18 protein-coding genes are annotated in these 23280 nt (G+C 73.5%); 2 read left to right on the top strand and 16 right to left on the bottom strand.

The window, feature by feature from the left end; all coding sequences use genetic code 11:
- Nucleotides 1-412 precede the first annotated feature (412 nt).
- Together rnhB and ABT381_RS08630 are read left to right on the top strand one after the other, a co-directional pair.
- A complete protein-coding gene (gene rnhB, locus ABT381_RS08635; protein WP_351589796.1) occupies nucleotides 413-1114 on the top strand; it encodes a ribonuclease HII in 702 nt (233 codons plus the stop codon).
- Nucleotides 1115-1180: 66 nt separating this feature from the next.
- Nucleotides 1181-1822, top strand: a complete 642-nt coding sequence (locus ABT381_RS08630; protein ID WP_351589793.1) for a hypothetical protein — start codon at nucleotides 1181-1183, stop codon at nucleotides 1820-1822.
- 108 nt (nucleotides 1823-1930) lie between these two features.
- On the opposite strand, the gene ABT381_RS08625 is transcribed toward ABT381_RS08630, so the two are convergent.
- The 16 genes from ABT381_RS08625 to ABT381_RS08550 all read right to left on the bottom strand — a co-directional run bounded on the left by ABT381_RS08625 (nucleotide 1931) and on the right by ABT381_RS08550 (nucleotide 23146).
- Nucleotides 1931-2584 (bottom strand): hypothetical protein, encoded by a 654-nt coding sequence (locus tag ABT381_RS08625; RefSeq protein WP_467754699.1) that lies wholly within the window; start codon nucleotides 2582-2584, stop codon nucleotides 1931-1933.
- Nucleotides 2585-2983: 399 nt separating this feature from the next.
- Entirely contained in the window at nucleotides 2984-5155 is a 2172-nt protein-coding gene (locus ABT381_RS08620) for a RecQ family ATP-dependent DNA helicase (RefSeq protein WP_351589790.1), read from the bottom strand.
- 91 nt (nucleotides 5156-5246) lie between these two features.
- Nucleotides 5247-5984, bottom strand: a complete 738-nt coding sequence (locus ABT381_RS08615) for a hypothetical protein (protein ID WP_351589787.1) — start codon at nucleotides 5982-5984, stop codon at nucleotides 5247-5249.
- Nucleotides 5981-6640: a 4'-phosphopantetheinyl transferase family protein gene (locus tag ABT381_RS08610; RefSeq protein ID WP_351589784.1), complete on the bottom strand. Its 660-nt coding sequence runs from the start codon at nucleotides 6638-6640 to the stop codon at nucleotides 5981-5983. Before ABT381_RS08610 ends, ABT381_RS08615 begins: the two co-directional genes overlap by 4 nt.
- A 2-nt stretch (nucleotides 6641-6642) precedes the next feature.
- Nucleotides 6643-7713, bottom strand: a complete 1071-nt coding sequence (locus ABT381_RS08605) for a C45 family autoproteolytic acyltransferase/hydrolase (protein WP_351589781.1) — start codon at nucleotides 7711-7713, stop codon at nucleotides 6643-6645.
- Complete coding sequence (locus ABT381_RS08600) at nucleotides 7710-8324, bottom strand: GNAT family N-acetyltransferase (RefSeq protein ID WP_351589778.1); 615 nt, start codon at nucleotides 8322-8324, stop codon at nucleotides 7710-7712. Before ABT381_RS08600 ends, ABT381_RS08605 begins: the two co-directional genes overlap by 4 nt.
- Before the next feature lie 2 nt (nucleotides 8325-8326).
- Nucleotides 8327-8590 (bottom strand): phosphopantetheine-binding protein, encoded by a 264-nt coding sequence (locus ABT381_RS08595; RefSeq protein ID WP_351589775.1) that lies wholly within the window; start codon nucleotides 8588-8590, stop codon nucleotides 8327-8329.
- Nucleotides 8580-10106, bottom strand: a complete 1527-nt coding sequence (locus ABT381_RS08590; protein ID WP_351589772.1) for an AMP-binding protein — start codon at nucleotides 10104-10106, stop codon at nucleotides 8580-8582. The genes ABT381_RS08595 and ABT381_RS08590 overlap by 11 nt, the downstream gene beginning before the upstream one ends.
- Nucleotides 10103-13438, bottom strand: coding sequence for a non-ribosomal peptide synthetase (locus tag ABT381_RS08585; protein WP_351589769.1), 3336 nt, complete (start codon nucleotides 13436-13438; stop codon nucleotides 10103-10105). Before ABT381_RS08585 ends, ABT381_RS08590 begins: the two co-directional genes overlap by 4 nt.
- A complete protein-coding gene (locus ABT381_RS08580; RefSeq protein ID WP_351589766.1) occupies nucleotides 13435-15708 on the bottom strand; it encodes a class I tRNA ligase family protein in 2274 nt (757 codons plus the stop codon). The genes ABT381_RS08585 and ABT381_RS08580 overlap by 4 nt, the downstream gene beginning before the upstream one ends.
- Nucleotides 15705-16775, bottom strand: a complete 1071-nt coding sequence (locus tag ABT381_RS08575; RefSeq protein WP_351589763.1) for an NAD(P)/FAD-dependent oxidoreductase — start codon at nucleotides 16773-16775, stop codon at nucleotides 15705-15707. The genes ABT381_RS08580 and ABT381_RS08575 overlap by 4 nt, the downstream gene beginning before the upstream one ends.
- The gene (locus tag ABT381_RS08570; RefSeq protein WP_351589760.1) at nucleotides 16775-18094 is read right to left on the bottom strand and encodes a lysine N(6)-hydroxylase/L-ornithine N(5)-oxygenase family protein; all 1320 of its coding nucleotides are present in this window, start codon (nucleotides 18092-18094) and stop codon (nucleotides 16775-16777) included. The genes ABT381_RS08575 and ABT381_RS08570 overlap by 1 nt, the downstream gene beginning before the upstream one ends.
- A 161-nt stretch (nucleotides 18095-18255) precedes the next feature.
- Nucleotides 18256-19566: an MFS transporter gene (locus ABT381_RS08565; RefSeq protein ID WP_351589757.1), complete on the bottom strand. Its 1311-nt coding sequence runs from the start codon at nucleotides 19564-19566 to the stop codon at nucleotides 18256-18258.
- Complete coding sequence (locus ABT381_RS08560) at nucleotides 19556-20899, bottom strand: ATP-grasp domain-containing protein (protein ID WP_351589754.1); 1344 nt, start codon at nucleotides 20897-20899, stop codon at nucleotides 19556-19558. Before ABT381_RS08560 ends, ABT381_RS08565 begins: the two co-directional genes overlap by 11 nt.
- On the bottom strand, nucleotides 20896-22101 hold the full coding sequence (locus ABT381_RS08555; protein ID WP_351589751.1) for a saccharopine dehydrogenase C-terminal domain-containing protein: 1206 nt from the start codon (nucleotides 22099-22101) through the stop codon (nucleotides 20896-20898). Before ABT381_RS08555 ends, ABT381_RS08560 begins: the two co-directional genes overlap by 4 nt.
- The gene (locus tag ABT381_RS08550; protein ID WP_351589748.1) at nucleotides 22091-23146 is read right to left on the bottom strand and encodes a saccharopine dehydrogenase; all 1056 of its coding nucleotides are present in this window, start codon (nucleotides 23144-23146) and stop codon (nucleotides 22091-22093) included. Before ABT381_RS08550 ends, ABT381_RS08555 begins: the two co-directional genes overlap by 11 nt.
- Nucleotides 23147-23280 lie beyond the last annotated feature (134 nt).

Below are 23280 nucleotides of genomic sequence, written 5' to 3'. Positions count from 1 at the left end.
CGTGCGGCGTCGCTCGGGCCGGCCGCCGGGAGGCGCGCGGCGTCGCTTGAGCCGGCCGGCTGGGAGGCGCGTGGCCGGGGGCGTGCGGCGCGTTGCCTGAGATGTGTTGTCTGGTGGCGGGTGCGGCGTTGGCTGGGCGTCTCGGCCTGCCTGGGGGTGTGGGGCGTAGCCTTGGTGGTGGGTCCTTCGGGGCGTTGCTGGGCTTGAAGCGTTCGGTTGCTCGGTGAAGGTCGGGAGCATGCGTAGCACCACGTCTCAGGGGGCGCGGTTCGGAGGATCCGCGCGTCACCTTCCGGACGGTGCTCAGGGCTCTGTTCCGGGGCGTGATGACGTCGGCTGGGCGGGGGGAAACGGGCGAGGGGTACCCGCGGTGCGAAGTGGTGGTGGGCGGGGGCGTACTCTGTCTGGCGCCATGCCCTACGAGCCCCCTACTCACACCGTCGAGCGATCGCTGCGCGCCACGACGGGCGCCAAGATCATCGCAGGAGTGGACGAGGTCGGGCGCGGAGCCTGGGCCGGCCCGGTGAGCGTCTGCGCCGCCGTGACCGGACTGCGCCGCCCGCCCGCCGGACTCACCGACTCCAAGCTGCTGACCCCCAAGCGCCGCGACGAACTCGCCGCCGTACTCAGCGACTGGGTCACCTGTCACGCCCTCGGCCATGCCGGCCCCGAGGAGATCGACGAACTGGGCATGACCGCCGCTCTCCGGCTGGCCGCCGTCCGTGCGCTGGAAGCCCTTCCGGTCCGGCCCGACGCGGTCATCCTCGACGGCAAGCACGACTACCTCGGTGCCCCTTGGAGGGTCCGTACGGTCATCAAGGGCGACCAGTCCTGTGTCGCCGTCGCCGCCGCCTCGGTGTTGGCGAAGGTGCGGCGCGACGCGATGATGGCCGAACTGGGCCTGGAACACGAGCACTTCGGCTTCGCGGACAACGCCGGTTACCCCTCGCCGGTGCACCGCGCGGCCCTGGAGGAGTGGGGCCCGACCCCGTACCACCGGGTGTCGTGGTCCTACATGGACGCGCTGCCCCGCTGGCAGCACCTGAAGAAGGTGCGCCTCACCCCAGAATCAGCCGCTCTGGAGGCCGGTGGCCAACTCGGCTTCGACTTCTGAGCGGTACGGATGTGAATCCGGTACCCGCTGACATGTCCCGTACCTACGTTTGATAGACATCACTTCATGCCTCTCATCCCCGAGGAGCCTCAGATTCACGAGAGTGTCCCGGGTCCCCGCGCAACTCCGGCCGCCGGCCGCACCGCGTCGACCCCCCGTCCCGTACCTGGTCCCGGCCCCCGCCCCGCGCCTCCGCGCGGCGCCCCCGCGTCCAGCGCCCGCCCCGGCAAGCCCGGCCCGTCCCGCGGACCGGCTCCCACCCCGCCCGCACAGCGCACGGCTCCCAAGCCGTCCGCGGCGGCCGGTGCCGGCACCGCCTCCGAAGCTCAGCTGCAGCTGATCCCCGCGCCGGCCGACGGCGCCGTGGACGCCGCCGACGAGGCGGTCGACCTGCTCCTGGACTCCGGCCGCGCGCCGAGTGAGGTGCTGGTCCTCACCACCGGCGACCGGCACCCCTGGGCCGCGCACGAGCTGTCCTTCGGCGAGGCGTCCTACTGGGCGCAGCACGACGCCGCGGACGACGTGTTCTACGCGGACGCCACCGCCGAGCGCGCCGCCGGCCGCCCCGTGGTGGTCGTCGCGGTCAACGGCGGCTCGGACGAGACCGTCGCCAAGGCGCTGCCCGCCGCCATGGCCCGGGCCGGTGCCCTGCTGATCGTCTGTGGCGACCCGCAGCGGATCAACGCCCTCATCGGGGCGTCGGCGTAAGCGAGCCGGCTCGGAGGGGCCCGGTCCGGCCATCACGGCCGCCGGGCTCACTCCGTACCGCTCGCGCCGGCGTTTCCGTACCGCCGCGCGCGGGCGTCTCCGTGCCGGTCAGCGGGCCGCCGTGCGGCGGTGTGCCTCCGGTGCTCCGCCGCCCGTACGCCGCGGCGGGCCCGCGGCCATGCCGCCGTTGTGCCTCTCGCGGGCCGCGTCCGACAGCTGAGGACGCTCCGGCCGCGCGCCGGTGTACGGCCGGCGCCCGCCGCGGCCTTCCCCGAGCACCTGCCAGCCGTCGCGCGTCAGCGTGATGTACGCGCCGCAGCGCAGCCCGTGCAAGGTGCAGGCGTCCCGCAGCCCCCACATCCACGCGCCGTCCGCCTCCGTCCACAGCGGCTCACCGTCGCGGCAGTACAGCAGCACGGCCGTCCGCACCGGTGCGCGCAGCCGCAGATCGTGCGGGACCACCCGGCGCAGCTGCGTCAGCAGTGCGTTACGGAAGTCCCAGCCGTCGGGCGCGTCCGTACGCAGCACGAAGGACGCGCTGGCCGTCACCCGCTCCTCCGGATCGAGCACCGCGACCACGGCGGTGGACGGGCCGGGCAGATGCCGGTCGTGGAGGCCGGTGACGACCTCACGAGGGCTGCGCAGCAAGGGAATTCCCGCCGAGGCCCACTCGGAGGGCTCCAGCATCCGGCTCAGCCTGGCGGCCGACGCGGTGGAGGAGGGCTGGGACGCGGTCAGGGGCGGAGTGATGCCGAAGGTCACGGTCCTCCCTTCGTCGACGCGACGGAAGCCGGGGCGGCCGGGCGCGGCGTCGCACCACAACACACCCCTGCTGAGCCGCGGACGGCTGGAATGGGGAAGCACTACGATTCTCGCGGTCGTACACGCTTGCGGCAATGAGCAATTCGCCGCGGCGTTCGGAATCGATGGGTGCGTCGTCTTTTTCCTTCCCGCTCAGCCGCCCGCCGAAGCGCGTCCCGCCGCACGGGTCCGCCCCGTACGGTGCGGACCAGCGGAAACCCCCTCCCGCTTCCGCCCCGCCCGGCGCGCCCCCGACTCCGGGCGCCGCACGGCCCGTTGAGCGCGCTCCGACGCGCGCTCCGGGCCGCCGGCCGCTCCTGAAACGGGCACGCCGGCCGGCCGCCCCCGCCGGCCGCGCGATCAGCTCTGTACCGCCAGCACCAGCGGCAGCACACCCCCCGCCCCCGCCCGGCGGAGCAGTCGGGCGGCGACCGCGAGGGTCCAGCCGGTCTCGGTCGCGTCGTCCACCAGGAGCACCGGGCCGTCCGCGGCGCGCAACGCCTCGGCCAGCTGCGGCGGCACCGTCAGCGCCCCGTCGAGCGCGCGCAGCCGCTGCGCGCTGTTGGACCGCGGCAGGTGCGTCTCGTCAGCGCCCGCCGCGTACGCGATCGACCCCAGCAGCGGCATCCGGCCGATCTCGGCGACCCGGGCACCGAGGGACTGGACCAGCTGGGGCCGCGTGTGGGACGCCATGGTGACGACGCCCACCGGGCGGGCGGGCGCCTCCGGGCCGCCGCTCGCCCAGCCGCCCGGCCCCTTCGCCCAGTCGGCCAGCACCCCGACCACGGCGTCGAGCACGTCGGCGGGCACCGGGCCGTCCGGGGCCTGCGGGGTCAGGAGCGGGCGCAGCCGGTTGCCCCAGCCGATGTCCGAGAGCCGGCCGAGGGCCCGCCCCGCACCCGCCTGCTCACCCGCCGGGATGCGTCCCTTGAGGTCCACACCGATGGCGGGCAGCCCCGTCGGCCACATCCGGCGCGGCTCCACGACGACGCCCGCGCGGCCCAGCTCGCCGCGCGCCGCGTCCAGCGCGGCGGGGGAGACCTCGGCGGTGAAGCGCGGCCCCGCGCAGTTGTCGCAGCGGCCGCACGGCGCCGCGCCCTCGTCGTCCAGCTGCCGCTGCAGGAACTCCATCCGGCAGCCGTCCGTCGTGGCGTACTCGCGCATCGCCTGCTGCTCGGCCTCGCGCTGCTTCGCCACCCAGGCGTACCGCTCCGCGTCGTACGTCCACGGCTGCCCCGTGGCGGTCCAGCCGCCCTTGACCCGCCGGACCGCGCCGTCCACGTCCAGGACCTTGAGCATCGTCTCCAGGCGGGAGCGGCGCAGCTCCACCAGGGGCTCCAGCGCGGGCAGCGACAGCGGCCGTTCCGAACCGGCGAGCACGTCGATCGTCCGCCGGACCAGCTCCTCGGACGGGAAGGCGAGGGAGGCGAAGTACGACCAGATCGCCTCGTCCTCCCGGCCGGGCAGCAGCAGGACCTCGGCGTGCTCCACACCGCGGCCGGCGCGGCCCACCTGCTGGTAGTAGGCGATGGGGGAGGAGGGCGAGCCGAGGTGGACGACGAAGCCGAGGTCGGGCTTGTCGAAGCCCATGCCGAGCGCCGAGGTGGCGACCAGCGCCTTGACGCGGTTGCCGAGCAGGTCCTCTTCGGCCTGCTGACGGTCGGCGTTCTCGGTCTTGCCCGTGTACGACGCGACCGTGTGCCCGCACTGCCGCAGGAAGGCCGTGACCTCCTCGGCGGCGGCCACCGTGAGGGTGTAGATGATCCCGGAGCCCGGCAGGTCGTTCAGGTGCTCGGCGAGCCAGGCCATGCGGTGCGCGGCGTCCGGCAGCCGGAGCACGCCGAGGCTCAGGCTCTCCCGGTCCAGCGGGCCGCGCAGGACCAGCGCGTCCGTGCCGCCGCCGGTGCCGAGCTGCTCGGCCACGTCGGCCGTCACCCGGGCGTTGGCCGTCGCCGTCGTGGCCAGTACGGGCACGCCGGGCGGCAGGTCGGCGAGCATCGTGCGCAGCCGGCGGTAGTCGGGCCGGAAGTCGTGACCCCAGTCCGAGATGCAGTGCGCCTCGTCCACCACCAGCAGGCCGGTCGCCGCGGCGAGCTTGGGCAGCACCTGGTCGCGGAAGTCCGGGTTGTTCAGCCGCTCCGGGCTGACCAGCAGCACGTCCACCTCGCCGGCCGCCACCTCGGCCTGCACGGTGTCCCACTCCTCGGTGTTGGCGGAGTTGATCGTGCGCGCGCGGATGCCCGCCCGCGCGGCCGCCTCCACCTGGTTGCGCATCAGTGCCAGCAGCGGCGAGACGATCACCGTCGGGCCGCTGCCGCGCTGCCGCAGCAGGGCGGTCGCGACGAAGTACACGGCCGACTTGCCCCAGCCCGTGCGCTGCACCACCAGCGCCCGGCGGTGCTCGGCGACCAGCGCCTCGATCGCCCGCCACTGGTCCTCGCGCAGCCGGGCCGCTCCCGCCGGGGCGCCGACGAGGCGGGCCAGCACCGCGTCGGCCGCCTGCCGCAGGGTTCCGTCGTTCGTGTCGTCCATGAGTCCATGCAAGCGCATCCCACTGACAACGGGCGAACCGGCGGCCGGCGAGAACGCGGCACGGGACCGCGGCCCGAGGGCGGCACGGCCCTCAGTCCCCTAGGACGAGCCTCCGCGGTGGAACGTGCAGTGCGGTGAGGGGCAGGCCGGGGGAGGCGGCCAGTTCCGCGGTCACGGCCTGCCAGGTGCGGAGCAGCTCGGCGGTCCGTTTCCGCTCCGCGGGGCGGGGTGAGGCGACTTTCAGGCGGGGCCCGGACGCCGAGGGCGGTACCGAGAAGTGGTAGACGCCTATGTCCGGCGCGTACCAGGAGCGCAGCCGCCAGCCGGGTGGTGGCACCGGAGGGCCTACGTGGTCGAAGACGAAGATCGGATCGACCGGCTCGTCGGGGGCGCCTGTGGGAGACAGGAGGCCTGGGGCCGTGATCTCCGCGCGTGCGCCGTCGGCGACTCGCCAGTGCGCCATGAGGGCCTGCCACGCGCGGTACGCGATGCGGGCCTCCTCCGGGGCGGCGTGAGGACCGAACTCCGCACCGGCCCCCGCACCGGCCTCCGCATCGGCCTCCGGCCCCGCGCCCGCCGCCGTGGCGATCTCCCTCAAGAGCCGCCCGGCCCCCGGGGCCACGCCCCGCACGTCCTCGCACGACAGCCGGAGTTCCGGGCCGTCCCACGCGTCGGTCACCTCGGCGCTGACGCCTGCGTGCCGCACGGCCCGGCCGGTCAGTACCCGCGAGACGGCGGCGGTCAGCTCGGCGGCGCCGACGTTCAGGGCGATGACGTGCAGGCGGAGCCGTCCGGAGCGGACACTGCCGGCTTCTGGTTCTGCGGTCATTTCTCCTCGTTCCTCGGCGCGTCGATGAGGGACCGGCCGGCAGCGCCCCGGGTGACGACGGCCGTCATCGCCGCGGGGAGGCCGTTGCGCGACGGCAGTAGTTCCGTACGGCCGTACCAGGCACCCGGCCCGTGGCCGGAGATGCCGCGCAGGGCGACCGTGCCCCCGGGGCCGAGGGCGAGGCCGACCTCCGCGGCGCCCCGGGCCAGGCCGCGCCCGGTCGCCTTCACGGCGGCCTCCAGCAGCGTCCAGGCCGGGAGGAACGCCGCGGGGTCGGCCGTGGCCGGCAGGGCCGGGTACACCGCGGCGAGCACGTCCAGCGCTGCGGGGACGGGCCGCAGCCGCTCGATGTCCACGCCTACGGGCCCGCGGTCGTCCGCGCCGACGAGCAGCAGGCGCCCGGACCGCGACCAGCTGATGTGCTGCTCCCGGTGGTCCGGCAGATACGGCTTGCCGGACGGCGTGTACGCGACGCGCAGGCCTGCCGGGGAGATCCCCAGCCGCCGGCCCAGCAGGTCGCGCACCGCCCGCCGGGAGCGGAGGAAGCGCCGGGCCGGGGCCGCGTCCGTGAAGGCCGCGGCCCGCCGTCTCTCCGCCTCCGTGGGACGCGCCTCCAAGTCACCCCCACCGTCCAGATCCACAAGCCACACGTCCACCGCTACAACCTGAAGACCTGCGTAGCGGAGAGCGACGGATCGCCCGGCCGGACGTGCAGTTCGCCGCGGGACGGCAGCATCACCACAGCGGCGACGGTGCGTTCGGCGCGGATGTCACCCCGGTCCGGTACGCACACCGGTGGCTGCGACAGCAGCCCGAAGTGGTCCTCGGCGCCGCACCCCGGGGGCAGTTCGGCGAGCCCGGCGGTGGCCGCCTTCAGCCGGCGCACGGACGAGTTGCGGGCGAAGACGTTGATCTCGTCGAACGGCACGAAGTCCGGGTGCAGGAAGTGATTGGTGTGCACCGTCTCCACCTGGCCGGTGTGCACCGTCTCCGCCGCCTCCGTGACCCGTAGCTCGTCGCCCAGGATCTCCACCACGGCCGCCCGTTCCCGGTCGCACAGGACGAGCGTCCGGGAGCTCGCCAGGGGCAGGCCGCGCAGGATCTCCAGGGCCTGGGTGACGTCCCGTGCCGTGTCCAGCAGATGCCGGATGGCGAGGTAGGGCGGTACTCCGGGGCGCCAGTCGCCGCCCAGTACCAGGTTGAGCCCGACCGCCAGGCCGTCGCTGTTCAGCCCCAGGTAGCCGAGCAGGCCGCCGAAGCTGAGGACGAGCGAGCGGCGCGGCGACCCGGTGCGGGCGACCTCCAGCACGCCGAGGTGGTCGTCGAGGTTGCCGTTGAGGTCGACGGTCTGCGCGAGGACGGGGCCGGCCGCGCCGGTGCGGGCGTAGGTCGTGCAGTCGCCCGCCGTGGGCACCTTGCGGTAGCCCATGATCTCCCGGCGCAGCTGGAGCAGCCATGCCTCGTCCGGCGTGATCCCGGCGCCGGCCGCGAGCCCCGCGACCTCCTCGGCCAGTTCCGGCGTGGCCGCCGTGACCGCCGCCCGGTAGGCGGCGATCGACGGCAGCAGCCCGTCCAGCGAGACCGGCTCCGGCATGACCTTGTTCAGCCGGGAGAGCGAGTCGTCGAGGAAGGCACGCAACGGACCGGCGAGGGCCTCACCATGGGCCCGCCCGGCGGCGAAGGGGCCGCCCGACGCGCGGATGAAGGGAATGCCCGCGCCCGTGGTCATCCGACGGCGTCCAGCTGGGCGACCTTCGGCTTGGTGGCGAGCTCGTCCTTCACGCGGGGCCACTCGGCGCGCAGGACGCTGTAGAAGATCGCGTCGCGGCGGCGCCCGCCGGGCATGAAGTTGAAGCTGCGCAGGGTGCCCTCCTCCACGGCGCCGATGTTGCGCAGCCCGCGGCGCGCCTGCGTGTTGAGGATGTCGGTCTTGAACTCCACGCGCTCGGCGCCCAGCTGCTCGAAGGCGTGCTCCAGGAGCAGGTACTTCGCCCAGCGGTTGATGCCCTGGCCCCGGAAGTCGCGGCCCAGCCAGGACCAGCCGATCTCCAGCCGCGCGTCGGCCTCGGCCATGTTGCCGTAGCTCATGCTGCCGGCGACCCGGCCGGTGGACTTGTCGGTGATGATGTGGACGACGCGGCGGCCTGCCTCCTGGTCGGCCAGGCAGGTGTCGAAGAACTTCTCGAAGTCCGCGTCGGTCTCGACGGCCGACACGAAGTACCGCCAGATGTCGGGGTCCATCGCGACGGCCCGCACGGCCTCGCGGTCGGCCTCGGTGACCGGTCGCAGCAGGACGTGCGCGTTCTCCAGGACCACCGCGGCGCTCTCGTTCCAGGTCATGGTCAGGCCACCTTCTTCGTGAGTCGGGACAGGGACTCGGCGACGCTGCGCAGGGTGCGCATCTCGGCGAGGTCGTGCTCGGTGAAGTGGGCGAGGTCGACGTCGGTCGCCTCGCACACCTCGGTCAGAAAAAGGACCTTGTTGAGCGAGGTCAGGCCGTAGGAGCCGGCCATGTCCGCGTCGAGGTCGAGGTCCTCGGGGGCGACTTCGGGGTCCAGTACCGCGGAGAGGGATTCCCTGGCCGCGCTCTCCATGTCAGGCCGCATGAATGCCTTCCTTACTGTCGTGGATGCCGGAGTGGTAAGTGGCGAGGATCTGCTTGCGCTTGGGCTTGTACTGGGACGTCAGCAGGCCGTTGTCGATGCTGAAGGGCGCGTCGGCGACCACGACCCGGCTGATCCGCTCGTCCGCCGTGCGGGCGGCGTTGGTGAGGGCGAGCTGGGCCGCGATGGCCTCGGTGTCGGCGGGCACGGCGGCCGGGGAGACGACGGCGACCAGGTCGGTCTGCGCGGGGCAGAACAGGACGCACTCGGCGACCGCCGGGCTGGTCCTCATGTGCTCCTCGATCGGCCGGACGACGATCTTCTTCCCGTTGTCCAGGACGATGACGTCGTCGGCGCGGCCGCGGATGAAGAGGAAGCCGTCCTCGTCGAGATGGCCGAGGTCGCCGGTCCGTACGGTGCCGTCCGGGGCGAACATCCGCTCCGAAGCGCCCGGTTCGGCATACGCGTAACCGTAGTTGACCGGGTGGTCGCTGCGCACGCGGACGGTCCCGTCCTCGTCCACCAGTACTTCCTTGCCGCGCAGTACCTTGCCGACGCTGCCGACGCGGTGGGCGCCGGGGTGGTTCTTGGTGACGATGCAGGTTTCGTTGAGCCCGTAGCCCTCATAGATGGGCAGCCCGGCGTCGTGGAAGAAGCGGAGCATCGCCGCGTCGGCGGGTGCGGAACCGGTCCACAGGTAGCGGATCCGGTCCCCGAACAGGTGGCGGGCCGCCTCCCCGGCCGTCCCGCCGGAGCGGCGCAGCCGGGACTCCACCTGGCGCTTGGCCGTCTCGTAGAAGGCCGGCACGCCCATGACGACGGTGGGCCTGACGCGGCGCAGCGCCGCGAAGGCCGCCTCGTAGGTGCTGATGGTGACGTCGTGGCCGTGCACCAGCGCCGAGTAGACCCAGTAGCGCTGCTGGAGCAGCGAGAGCGGCAGGAAGACGAACAGGTCGTCCCCCGGCTTGTGTTCGAAGATCTCCTGCACCGCGGCCAGCGAGCTGTCGATGGAGCCGACGGTCGCGCCGAGCCCCTTGGGAGTGCCGGTGCTGCCGGAGGTGAACTTGATGGTCGTCACGTCCCGCGGTGCCCAGTGGACCGCGGGCAGCGCGGTGTCCTCCTCCGGGCCCGCCGGCTCCTCCGCGAGCGCCCGGACCTCGCCGACCGGCACGGCGCCGGGGGCGTCCGTGTGCTGGTCGGTGAAGAGCAGCGTGAGGCCGTAGCGCGCCATCAGCTCCGCCGAGGGCGCGAACTTGCCGGGCTCCAGTCCGGCGGTCTCCGCCTTCAGGAGCAGCGCCGCGAGGTCCAGCAGCACCCACTCCAGGCTGTTGGCGGCCAGGATGCCGATCCGGTCGCCCGGGCCGATGCCGCGCGCCTGCAGCCGGCGCGCCAGCCGGCCGGCCCGCTCGTACAGCTCCGGCAGGCCGAGGGACTCCGTACCGTCCAGGCGGGAGAAGGAGATCCGGCCGCCGAGCGGCGCGGTGGTGACGATGTGGTTGATGAAGGAGTGGTCGGTCACCGTGCCTGCTCCTCTTCCGGTGTCAGGGCCGTGGCCATTGCGGCGACGGTGTCCAGGTCGGCCAGCACGTCGAGGGGGATGGTGACCCCGAACCGCTTGCGTACGGCGGTGAGAATGCGGGCCGCCGTGATCGAGTCGCCGCCGAGCGCCCGCAGGCTGTCGTGGACGCCGACCCGGGCCCCGCGCAGCACCGTGGACCAGATCTCCACCAGCGCCTTCTCGGTGTCCGTGGTGGGTTCGCCACCGCCGCGCGGGGTCTCCGCGGCCGGTGCCGCCTCCTCGACGGCGGTCTCGGCGAGCTTGCCCCGGTCCACCTTGCCGTTCTTGGTGAGCGGCAGGTCACCGTGCCACAGAACGGCCGTGGGGACCATGTAGTCGGGCAGGTCGCGGCGGAGGGCGTCGCGCAGCTCGGCCTCGGTGGGCCGGGCTTCCCCGCTCGGTACGAGATGGGCCACCAGGCGGTCGCCCCGCGCGCCGGGCCGGCTGGCGACCACGGCCTTGGCCACGGAGTCCAGGGCGACCAGCCGCGTCTCGACCTCGCCGGCCTCGATGCGGTAGCCGTTGACCTTGATCTGGAAGTCGCTGCGGCCGAGGATCGCGATGCTGCCGTCGGGCAGATAACGGCCCAGGTCACCGGTGCGGTAGAGGCGTTCGTTGCGCCGCGGGTCGTACCCGAACCGCTCGGCGGTGCGCTCCTCGTCGCCCCAGTAGCCACGCGCCAGCCCGGTGCCCGCCGCGCAGATCTCGCCGGTCACCCAGTCGGGGGCGTCCAGCCCGTCCCGGTCCAGGACGTACGCGCGGTTGTTGGCGTTGGGCCGGCCGTACGGGATGGACCGGCTGCCGTCCTCCTCCGGGGCGACCGGGTGCAGGATGTTCCAGATCGTCGTCTCGGTCGGGCCGCCGAGCGAGACGACGTCGAGGCCGGGCTTCAGGCGGCGCAGCGCGGCCGGCAGCGCCGGCGGGATGCGGTCGCCGCTCATCATCACCAGGCGCAGCGCGGGCGGCACCACCTCGTCGGCGACCGCCTGGTCGTGCAGCATCGAGACGATGGCGGGAACGGAGTTCCACACGGTCACCCCGGCGCTCCGGCACAGGTCGAGCCAGTGGGCGGGGTCCACGGACCGGTCCCGGTCGGGCATCACCAGCGCGGCCCCGGCGGACAGCGCGCCGAAGACGTCCCACACCGACAGGTCGAAGTTGAACGCGCTGATGGCGAAGAATCGGTCGTCCGGGGTGATGTCGAAGCGCTTGTGACAGTCGGCGACGACGTTCGCGACGTTGCGGTGGCTGACCATGACGCCCTTGGGCGCGCCGGTCGTACCGGAGGTGTAGAGCACGTACGCGAGGTCGTCGGGGGAGGCGCCGGGCAGCCGGGCGGGGAGCTCGACCGGTGCCGTCGTCGTTTTCTGAGGTACCGTCACATCGAGGCGGAGTACCTCCCGTTCGCCGCTTTGGTCCTGCCAGTCGAGGTTGGTGAGTACCTGGCGGACCCGGCCGTCGCGCAGCATGTAGCGCTGCCGCTCGGCGGGCAGTGCCCCGTCGACGGGCAGGTAGGCGGCCCCGGCGAGGACGGTGGCGAGGATGCCGACGATCTGCTCGGGCCCGCGGCCCATCACCAGACCGACCAGCTCGTCCCTGCCGACGCCCCGCTCCCGCAGCCACTGTGCCGCCGCGGCCGCGCGGCGCAGGAGTTCGCCGTAGCTGATCCGCGTGTCCGAGGTGAGGATCGCGGGGGCGTCCGGCGTGCGCTCGGCCTGGGCGGCGAAGGCGTCGCCCAGCAGTTCCTCCGGCAGCGGTACGGCCGTGTCGTTGGCCGCGCGGCGCCGCTCGCGCTGGGCGGCGGGCAGCAGATCGAAGGTGTGGCGCTGCCAGGCGGCCTCGCCGGACAGCGTGTCGAGCAGCGCGCCGTACCCCTGGGCGACGTCGTCCAGCAGACCCTCGGGGAACAGCTCGTCGATCCCGTCGAGCTGGACGACGAGGCCGCCGTGCTGCTCCATGGCGAAGGCGTTCAGCCACACCTGCGGGGTCTGGCTGACGCTGAAGACCTCCGGGCCGAACAGCTCCAGCGCGGAGCCGTCGACCTCGGCGTCGACGTGGCCGATGGCGCTGTTGAACGTGAAGGGCATCCGGGCGCCCGTCACGCCGCCGCGCCGGCGCGCCAGTTCCTGCATGACGTCGCCGCCGGAGAAGTGCCGGTGGTCCAGGTCGCTGCGGAGCCGGGCCTGCAGCGCCCGGGCCCGCTCCTCGAAGGTGCGGGAGCGGTCGATCTCCGCCTCGACCAGCATCGTGTCCGAGAAGTTGCCGATCGCCTCGAAGACCCGCGGGTGGATGGGCGGCCGGTTGGCCACGGTGGTGGTGAGGGTGAAGCGCGGCCCCGCACCCCAGACGGAGAGCGTTTCGGCGTACGCCGCGAGCAGCAGGGCCGACGGCGTCAGTCCGGCGAACGCGGCCCGCTCCTTCAGCGCCGTCCAGGCCCGCTCGTCCAGCCGCACCTGGCGCTGTGAGAAGCGGGTGGCGGTCAGCGCGGACGGGCTGGTGGCGAGCGGCAGGTCCGGGTGGGGCGCGAGGTCGTCGACGCGTCCGAGCCAGTACTCGCGCGAGCGGCGGGCCGGTGCCCGCTCCCGCCCGGCCTGCAGGGCCGCCACGTACTCCTCGTACGGCAGCTCGTCCGGCGCGTCGTCGTCGGTGCCGTCGCGGTACTGCCGCCACCAGGCGCGGAAGAACAGGAACATGCTGATCCCGTCCATGACCAGCCCGTCGTGGCTGACGTGCAGCACCATGCGGTCGTCGGCGAGGACCGTCACGTCCGCGGCGATCAGCGGTACTTGATCGGCGGCCAGCACCCGGTGCGAGCGCTCCTCGCGCAGCGCGGCGCGGATCCGGTCCTGTTCCTCGGGGCTCTCGCCGCGCAGGTCCAGGCGGCTGATCCGCGGCCGGTGCTGGCGGAACTCGGTGACCTGCCGGTCGTCCGAGACGAAGCGGGAGCGCAGCGCGCTGTGCGCGTCCACGACCGCTTCGAGGGCCGACTCCAGCCGGTCCACGTCCCACACGCCCTCGAACTCGTGGTAGACGTGGCTGGAGACGTCGCCGATCTCGAAGATGCCGCTGCGGCCCAGCAGATAGGCCCGCTGGAGCGGGGTCAGCGGGAACCCCGGACCGTGCCGCTCCTCTTCGGCCAGGTGCGCGACCAGCTCCTCCTTCATGCTCTTGACGAGCGCGATGAAGTCGGGGTCCATCCGTTCGCGGCCGCCCTGGAGCCGCAGGTCGTCGCCGGAGAGGGAGACGGACAGGCCCCGGCTGTCGATCTCGCGCAGGACGTCGCGGTAGTTCATCGGGCGCCCTCCTCGGTCAGCGCGGTGAGGGCGGCCTCGTCGGCGCGCTCCTCGATCAGCGCGGCGAGGCCGTTGACGTCGTGGCTGCCGAGCAGTTCCTCCACGGTGACGTCCACGTCGAGCGCCTCCAGGATCTGGTACTGCAGCGTCACGGCCTGCAGCGAACTGGTGCCCAGCTGGCTGAGGTTGCTGTCGCACACCACCGCGTCCTCCGGGAGCTGCAGCGCGGCGCGGATCAGCGCGGTCAGCCACGGCATCAGCTGCGGGCCGGCGTGCGCGGGGCGGGGCGCGGGAGCGGTCGGCCGGAAGAAGACGGCGTCGGCGAGGCGGATGCCGCTCTCCGGGGGGACCAGCTCCACGGTGCGCGGCCACACGGCCGGCTCGGGCAGGCCGAGCGCCTCGGCGAGCCGCGCGGCGAAGCGGGGCATGACGGGCGCTGCGGCGTGCGCGAGGAGGCGTGCCGCGGCCAGTTCGAGGGCGATGGCGGTCCGGGCCTCGCTCTCCCAGCCCGCGGTCTCCGCGAGGACCGCCTCCTGGCGGGAGAAGCGCAGGGTGTCCGTGACGATGCCGTCCAGTTCGGCGGCCGCCTGGTTGAGCGAGAAGCCCTCGGAGCCGAGGCTGCCGGTGACCGCGGCGAGCCGGGCGCCGAGCCGGGCGAGGAAGGCGGAGTGCTCCGGCGTCCAGGTACCGGCGTCCGGGGCCGCTCCGCCGTACCGCTTGCCGATCCGGGCCCCGAGGTCGTTCAGCCAGCTCTGCCAGGTGCCGATCAGCGTCTCGTCGAGGGTCGTCTCGTACGCCGCGCGCTGGAAGTTGGTGCGCCGGCCCTCGGGGCGGGTGGCCGCGAGGAAGTAGCGGACGGCGTCGACGGAGTCAGGGCCGAGGATCTCCTTGCCCCAGATGGCGTGGCGCCGGCTGGTGGAGAACTTGCTGCCCTCCAGCAGGTAGAACTCGTTGACGTGGTAGTCGATGTCCGGCGTCCACCCGGGGTGGGCCAGCCGGTACAGGGCCGGGTAGAGCACCGAGTGGTAGAAGCTGTTGTCGTAGCCGAAGAAGTGGACGACCTTCCAGTCCTGCTGCGGCTGTGCCGCCCGCCACTTCTCGCCCAGGCGCGCGCCGAGGGACTGGATGCCGTGCAGGAAGCCGTACGACATCTCCGGCCACACCCAGATGACCTGTCCGGTCACGTCCTTCTCGGCCGGCGGGACGCCCCAGTCGGAGGGGTGGCTGACGGGGATGTCCAGGCTCGCGCGGCGGAAGAGCCGGTCGCTCAGCTCGCGCAGCCGGGCCGGGACGCGGCCCAGGCGGTGGTGCTCGGCGATCTGCTCGCGGAAGGTGTGCAGCGGCAGCGACCAGCGGGCGACCGGGGCGCTGCGCGGGGTCGCGGCCGAGCGGGCGGAGGCCGGGTCGACCAGGTCGGTGACGGTGTTCGGCTCGCCGCACTCCTCGCAGATGTTGCCGCTGGTGCCCGCACCGCACGCCGGGCAGCCGCCCTTGACGTCCACCTCGTAGAGGTACTGCCCGCTCTCCGCGTCGAAGAGCGCGTCCGCCTCGGTCACCCGCACCGTGCCCGAGGAGACCACGCGGGAGAAGAAGTCCTGCAGGCCCGGGCGGTAGGACGGGTCGTCGTCGGTGACGGTGAACTGGTCGGGGACGATGTCCATCAGGGCCAGCGTCCGGGCGATCTCGGCGCTGTAGTGGGCGGCGGTCTCCGCGGGCCCGCGGCCGTCGGCGCGCGCGGCGCCCAGTACGTAGCTCTGGTAGTCGTCGCTGCCGGTCAGGTGCCACGCCTTGGTGCCGTTCATCCGCTGGTGGCGGACGTAGGCGTCGGCGCCGAGGTACGGGCCCGAGAGGTGCCCGAGGTGCAGGTCGCCGTTGGGGGTGGGCGGGGTGGAGAAGACGAAGACCGGCCGCTCGCCGAAGGCCGTGCGCGCCGTGTTCCCGGCCGAGGCCAGGGCGCGGGACGGGTCGCGCCAGTACTGCGTCAGGAAGACCACGTCGGTGTCGCCGGTGTTCTCCAGGACGTGGGACTCGAAGGGCTCGAAGAGGGCCACCGTGCCGGGTGCGGCCGGGTGGCGCCGCCCGTCGACGACGAACTCGCCGCGGCCCGCGACGATCACGAAGAACTCGGTCTCGTCGTGCTGGTGGCTGTCCGAGCTGCGGCCGGGGGCGACCCGTCCCCAGCCCGCGCCCACACCCAGGCCGTCGATGTCGCTCATGTCGATGCCGAACGCCTCGTGGAGGGCCGTGTCGTCGTACGTATGGAGGATCACGCCGCGTCCTTTCGCTGGGAGGGAAGGGGGAGAAGGCCGGCGGTCTCCGCCGCGATGGCGGGGGCGAGCCGGTAGCCGGAGCCGTTGGCGGCTCCCGCGAAGACCACGCGCCCGTCGTCGGTGAGCGGGCGTACCAGCGGCTGCATTGCGGGGCCGTAGGCGTCGCAGAAGACGCGGCCCGACACGCAGCGGTCGGCCAGTTGGGGGGCGTAGCGGGCCAGGACGTCCAGCGCCTCGCGCCGGTCGGCGGCCGAGACGCCGGTGGGCAGGGTGTCCGGGGCGACGTCCCACTCCTGGCAGGTGTAGCTGAACAGCCAGTGCCCGCGCTCGTGGTACGGCAGCAGGAAGGCGTCCTCGTCCTGGAGGACGACCGCCCGGTCGCCGGGGGCCGGCGGTACCTCGATGTGCAGGGCCACGATCTTCTTCACCCGTGCCCCGAGCGGCGCGACGAGGTCCCGCCAGGCGGGGGCCGCGAGCCAGGGGCCGGGGGCCAGGACGACGTGTCCGGCGGTCAGGGTGTCGCCGGTGCCGAGGGCCAGCTCCACCGCGTCGGGGCCCGCGCTCAGGCCGGTGACCGCGACGCCCTCGCGGAACTCCGCGGTCCGGCGCAGGTCGCGGGCCAGCAGCTGGGTGAGGGCGTGCACGTCCGCGTACTGGCAGCCGTCGCCCTCCCACGCGGCCTTGCCCGCGGGCACCCGGGCGATCCCCCCGGCCACCTCCGCGACGGGCCGGAGCCTGGCCTCGGGCAGATAGGTCTCGCGCAGCCGTGCCTCGTCCGACGCGTCCGCGATCACCGTCATGTCCAGGCTGTGCACCGGCAGTTCGGGGCGGGCGGCCTTGAGCGCCGCGTAGTGGCCCTGGCTGTACGCGGCCATCCCGCGGACCCGCTCCGAGGAGCCGCGGGGGAAGTGCAGGCCGGCCGAGCGGCGGCTGGCGCCGCTGCCGACCGCGTCCCGCTCCAGCAGGACCACGGAGGCGTCCGGGGTGCGGGCCAGGATCTCCCGGGTGATCAGGCAGCCGAGCACGCCGCCGCCGACCACCGCGAAGTCGGTGTCGGTCCGCGCCATCACGCGCCCCACGGGACGTTGGCGCCGGCCTTGGACGACCACTCGATGAACGACGCCAGCTGCTCGTCGCCGCGCACCCCGCTCAGCCGGTCGGCGATGCGCTGGCTGCGCCAGGCGTTCAGGCTGAGGTTGGGGTCGGCGAGGCCGCGCTGACCGCGGGCGGCGTTCTGGACGAAGATGTTGCGGTCGGCCGGGCCGTCCCAGCGCACCGCGAAGTCCTCGTCGATGCTCAGCTCGTCGCCGTGGCGCTCCAGCCGGCCGGCGATCGGGTCGAGGAAGTCCGTGCGCGCCGGGCGGAAGCCGGTGGCCCAGACGACGACGTCCGCTTCGAAGTGCTCGACGGCGCCGGGCTCGTCGTTGTGCCGGACGCCGATGTCCCAGCCGCCCGCGTCCGCCGCCGACACGTCGACGACCTCGCGGTTGGGGTGCAGCCCGACCAGGTCGGGGTTGCCCTGGACGAAGCGGTGGACGTAGATCCGCTGGTAGATGTCGCGCAGTGTCGACTCGGAGATGCCGTCGCTGCTGAGGATGTGCTGCGCGTTGAACGCCTGCCGGGCCTCCGGCCGCAGGCCGTAGAAATAGTCGGAGTGGGACGGCATGTAGTAGTCGTTGGTGAAGGGCGAGTCGTCGATCGGGAAGTAGTTGCGGCGCCGGGAGATCCACGAGACGCGGCGCGGCAGTTCGCCGTCCGAGCGGGAGATCAGGTCGAGGAACGCCTCGGCCCCGGACTGGCCGCCGCCCACCACCACGACCCGCTTGTCCTTCAGGCCCTGTGCGGCGGTCATGTAGTCGTTGACGTGGAACTGCGTGGGGCCGAGCAGGCCGCGGCCCTGCGGCGGCACCCACGGCCGGCTGCCGACGCCGACGACGATGTTCTCGGCGGTCACGGTGCGGCGGTCGGTACGGACGGTGAAGACGCCGTCGAAGCCGACCTCTTCGACGCTCTCACCGAAGACCACGTTCTCGTTGCGCCGGCTGGCCCAGGCCAGGTAGTTGCGGAACTCCAGCCGCGGTACGTCGGCGAACTGGGCGTTGAGGAAGTGGTACACCCGTCCCTGGTCGTGCAGATAGGACAGGAAGGAGAACGGACTCTTCGGATCGGAGAGGCTGACGAGGTCCTTGAACATCGACACCTGCAAGGTGGTGCCGGGTATCTGCTGGTCGTCGTGCCAGCCGAAGGACTCCTTCCGGTCCAGGAAGAGGTTGCGCACCTCCGGGCGGCCGTGCAGCAGTGACGCCAGGCTCAGGTTGGCCGGTCCCACGCCCACTCCTACGCAGTGGTACTGCGCGGAATCGGCCCGGTTTGTCGCGTGCCCCATGAGATCTCTCCTTCAGGCGGATGCCGGCGGTCTGCCGGTCGAGTCGTGCCGGATATGAGGTGTGATGTGGCGGGATATCGGGCAGGTGGGGGGTCGTGCGTGACCGGACGGACGGTCGTGCGTCCGTGTCACAGGGGGAATGCCGCAGGGGAGGTGGAGCGTCAGACCGGCGAGCCGGCCGTACGTGCCTCCGGCCGGTCACCGCTCCCCTGGGAGGCGGGGCTCATCGTTACGGGGACAGACGGCGGCGCCGCCGACGGCGGCCGGCGCACGGCGATCAGGCCGAACACCGTGGCGAGGAGCGAGCCGACGGCGACCGCCGGCCAGACCAGCCCGCCGAGCTCCAGGAAGAGCCAGCTGCCGAGCATCGGGCCCACGGCGGTGCCCAGCCCGAACATGAACTGGAAGCTGCCGATGTACCGGGACCGCAGGTGCTCCGGGCCCGCCTTCGCGGGGTAGGCGAAGACCGCGGGACCGCCGATGATCTCGCCGAGCGACCAGATGAGCGTGCCGACGATGACAGCGGCCGGTCCGATCGGCAGCCCGTAGAAGGCCACCCCGGCGCCCACGAGGGCGAAGCCCAGCCCGACGGTCAGCTTCAGCGGCCACTCCTGGGAGAGCTTGGTGATCAGCAACTCGAAGGCGATGACGATGAATCCGTTGAGCGAGACGGCGAAGGTGTACCAGAAGAGCGCCAGCCCGGCGTCCTTCATGTACAGCGGCAGCGTCGACAGGTACTGCATGTAAACGGCCGAGTGGCAGAAGGCCGCGACGAGGTACAGCAGGTAGCGCCGGTCGCGGACCACCGCGCGGTAGCCGCCCGAGGGCCGCGCGCCGTCCTTCGGACCGGTGGCGGCCGGCTTTTGTGCGCGGGCGGGCAGCGTGGCCCGGGCGAAGACCGCGTACAGCAGGGCGATCGCGGCCTCGCCCCAGAACAGCAAGGTGTACTCGTGTCCGCCCGCGTTGTAGAGGCCGTAGCCGACCAGCGGTGCGGCCGTGGCCCCCACGTTGAGCCCGAACCGGTACATCGCGAAGATCATGACCTGCCGGTGGTCGGACGTCAGCTCCGCCAGCAGCGTCGCCGACGCCGGGCGGAAGAGCTGTGCGCCGAGGCTGACGAGCGCGATCGCCGCCAGCAGGGCGGTGAAGTCCGGCAGGTAGAGCAGGGCGGCCGTCAGCACGCTGGTGCTGCCCATGGACACCACGGTGGCGTTGCGCACGCCCATCCGGTCCGCGAGCGTGCCGCCGATCAGCGAGCCGACGACGGCGCCGGCTCCGTAGACGCCGAGGGCGATGACGGTATGGCCGTCGGAGTAGCCCTTGGCGGTCAGGAACAGGACCAGGAAGATGTTGAGGAAGCCGCTGAGGCGGTTGACCAGCACCCCGGCGAGCACGGTCTTCACCGCGAGCGGCGCCTCACGGAACGTGCCCCACACCGTGGCCCGTTCGCCGGCCCGGGTCTCAAGAGCCATGACCGGCCGCCGTCCGCACCGTCAGGGTCACCGCGGCGCGCACCCGGCGCTCCAGCTCGTCCAGTTCCCCGGGGGTCGGCGCGTCGATGAGGAAGGTCACCGCGCGGTCGTCGGAGCTGGTCAGCGGGGACAACGGGGCGCCCTTGTCCTTGAGCACCAGGACCGCGCGCAGCGCCGGGGGCGCGTCCGGGCCGCCCGGCGCGAGCTCCGGCCACATCCCCCCGTCGCCCACCCACACCGGCGAGACGCCCGGCCAGTCGACCGTGACGTCCTCCAGCGTGCCGGGCTCGTGGTCCAGGTAGACCTGGCGGGCCCAGCGCCGCGGCGCGGGGTAGGAGGCCGGCTCGCCCAGCGCGATCCGGACGATCTCCGGCTCCAGCGGCCGCCCGGTGGCGAGCTGGTAGAGCGCGAGCAGGCCGTCGCCCGGGGTGCGGGCCGCGATCTCCATCAGGTACGGGCGGCCGTCGGCGCCGACGCGCCACTCGGCGTGCGCGATCCCGTCGCGGAAGTCCAGGGTCGCCAGCAGCCGCCGGTTGGCACCCAGCAGCGCCTCGTCCTCCTGCGTACGGGCGTTGGGCACGGAGTGCGCGAGCTCCACGAAGGAGCGGGCGTGCGACTCGGTGGTCTCCTTCCTGGTGACGGAGGCGAAGATCACCTCGCCGCCCTGCACCAGGCTCTCCACCGAGTACTCCTGCCCCTGGACCTGCTGCTCGACCAGCACGGTCTCGTACGCGGGGTAGTCCGCCAGCCGCTCCCGCAGCTCGGCGGCGTCCGCGACGGTGACCACGCCCGAACTGGAGTGGCGCGTCGCGGGCTTGGCCACCACCGGGTACGCCAGGCCGCCGAGGGCGGTCTCCTCGCGCTCGCCGGGCGGTACGACCAGCGAGGCCGGGCCGAACGCGTCCAGGTACCAGCGCTGGAGGTACTTGCTGCGGCAGGCCCGCGTCGCGCGCAGCCCGGGTCCCGGCAGGCCGAGGGCGTCCCCGAGCAGACCGGTCGGCTCCACCAGCGTCTCGCCGACCGCGTACGCGCCGACGACGGTGTACTGCCGCCGCCAGTCCCGGGCACGGGCGATGAAGCCCGGTATGAACGAGCCCTCCTGGTCGAGCGAGCCGTCCACGAACGCGATGTCGTCGATGAGGGAGGCCGGGTGATCCGGGTCCTTCATGCAGGTGCGCGCGGTCTCGCGGTAGCTCGCGGGGGTGATGAGCAGCACCTTCAGGCCCCGCGCGGACAGCTCCTGGAGGTAGCGCGGGTTGCGGCACACCACCCAGAAGGCGCCGGTGAGGACGAAGGCTTCGGGGGCTCTCCCGCCCGGTGTCGTTTCGGTCATGCGCGGTCTCCCCGTGATGTCGTGAGCGTCTCGTCGAACGTGATGCGCAGGCCGTTGTCGCCGAGGAAGTCCAGCCAGCGGCCGGCCTCCTCGGCGGACTCGGCGGCCCGGTTCAGGCCGGCCGGCAGCGCGCCGGCCAGCAGCCGGGTGAGGCCGAAGGCGAGCGGCAGGGACACGCAGCGGGCCATGGCGCTCTCGGTCTCGTCCCCGGTCAGGTCCATCAGACCGGCGCCCCGCCAGCCCTCGCCGCCCGCCGTCCGGACGTCGAGCGCGACCGAGAGCACGACCCGGTCGCGGTCGGCCTCGGTGGTGGGGTAGCGGTCGGCCAGCTCCTTGGCCAGCGCCCTGGTGCGGGTCTCGTCGCCGGCGCGCACGGTGCGGAAGACCTCTTCCCAGGCGCCGCGCCAGCCCGCGTTGCGCAGCGTGCCGCGGACGAACGTCCGCAGCCGCCAGCCGTCCGGAACGCCGTACTGGGCGATGAAGGGCAGGCTGTCGCGGTTGGGGTAGACCTCGAACTCCGCGTCGTCCAGGCGGTGGACGCGGGTGGCCTCCCAGGGGCGCGCGACGGTGCGCTCCGCGCCCTCGTCCATGTAGCGGGCGGGCGAGCCGAGGGCGGCCAGCACTCCGTAGGGCGCCCAGCTGAACCGGTAGCGGAAGTCGTTGGGGACGGCCGGTATGCCGCCGCAGTACGAGGTGAAGTCCACCGACTCGGCCGTGTCGCCGACCGCCTCCCGGGCGCGCCCGACCAGCCGGTGGGCCAGCAAGTGGTCGATGCCCGGGTCCAGTCCGGCCTCGGTCAGGACGACGAGGCCCGCCTCGGCGGCGGCCGCCGCCTGCTCGGCCACGGCATCGGAGACGTAGCTGGTACAGGCGAAGTGCGCCCGGCGGTCCAGGGCCAGCCGCAGCAGCCGCGGGTGCTCGGTGGCGGGCAGCATGGAGACGATCACGTCTCCCGTGCCCACGGCGGCCTCCAGGGCCCCCGTGTCCAGGGCGCGCACCTCCGCCCGGCCGGTCAGGCCCAGGGCGGCCAGCCGGGCGGCCGCGCGGTCGGCGGTGCGGTCCCACAGCACCACGCGCCCGACCCGGTCGCACAGCGCGCCGAGGCCGCTGCCGCCGGTGGACAGGCCGGTGCCGATCCAGTGGACGGTGCCGCTCGCGGGGACAACCCCGGTGCGGTCGGTGGTCGGCCGGCTAGCGGACATGGGTGGTCTCCTTGTGGTCGGGGCCGGCCGCGGCCTCGAAGACGCGCAGCGCGCGTGCCCAGGCCGGGTCGGTGTCGGACAGCTGCGCCAGCTGGGGGGCGAGCTCCGCCGAGAAGGCCCGGCTGGACTCGGCGGGCAGCAGCGAGGGCAGGTTGTCGATGGCGATCAGGTCGACGGGCCGGTCGCCGTCCCGCAGCCGCCGGACCGGCCGGTCCCAGTCGGTGACCTCGTCGTAGACGGGCAGGACGTTGCACTCCGAGGTCACGTCGCAGGTCACGTCCGAGATCACCGCCGTGCGGCGGCCGGGCTCGTCCAGGTCCGCGGGGGTCACGAAGGGCGGCACGGGCCGCGTGGTCAGCACGGTGTTGACCACGATGTCGTGGCCGAGCAGCGCCGCACGGTCCAGCGCGCGGGTCTCCGCCACGTCCCACCGGGTCGGTGTGATGCCGGCCGCCTCCAGCGCGTCGCAGGCGCCCCGCCCGCTGCGCCCCAGCGCACCGATCACCAGCGCGGTCCCGCCGTCCCCGGCCGCCAGCAGGGCGTCCAGCCCGGGGCGGTCCGTCGGGCGCAGCGGCGTCTCCAGCCGGCCCCGGTGGTGCAGTACGGCCAGCGCGGCACCGACGTAACCGGCCCAGTACCCGAACGCCGCGAGCCGGCGGCCGTCGTCGTCCGTGAGGTACTCCAGGTCCAGCAGCGCGCCGCCGCCCGCCGTGAACCGGCCGAGCAGCTCCGTGGCGCCCGCCTGCCCCTTGTAGGCGTGGCCGAAGTAGATGTGCCGGTGCCGCAGCGCGTGCGGCCGTACGGGCAGCTCCTTCAGCCCCAGGACGTAGTGGTCCTCCGGCGCCTCGGGCCAGCTGCCCGCCGGCGCGGTACGGCAGCCGGCGGCCGTGTAGTCGGCGAGCGGGAAGGCGCGCTGCGCCGACTCCTCGACGGTGATCTCGACACCCTGGTCCACCAGCTTCGCGGCGTCCTCGGGCACGAGCGGCGCGCGGCGCTCACTGGCGCGGGATTCGTGACGCATCCACAGGCGTGGCATGTCCGGCATCAGGCGGTACTTCCTCTTCGGGATGGCTGGAACAGGGCAGCGGGCACCGCCCGGGCGGTGCTGTCGGGACCGGGCCGGGAGTGTTCAGCGGGAGCGGGGCGGGCTTACAGGAGCGGTTCGCGCCTGCAGGACCG

It is taken from the genome of Streptomyces sp. NPDC000151 (assembly GCF_040301705.1).
Classification (GTDB): Bacteria; Actinomycetota; Actinomycetes; order Streptomycetales; family Streptomycetaceae; genus Streptomyces.
Note: the sequence above shows the minus strand (reverse complement) of the source record. Positions and strands in the feature narration are given on the sequence as shown.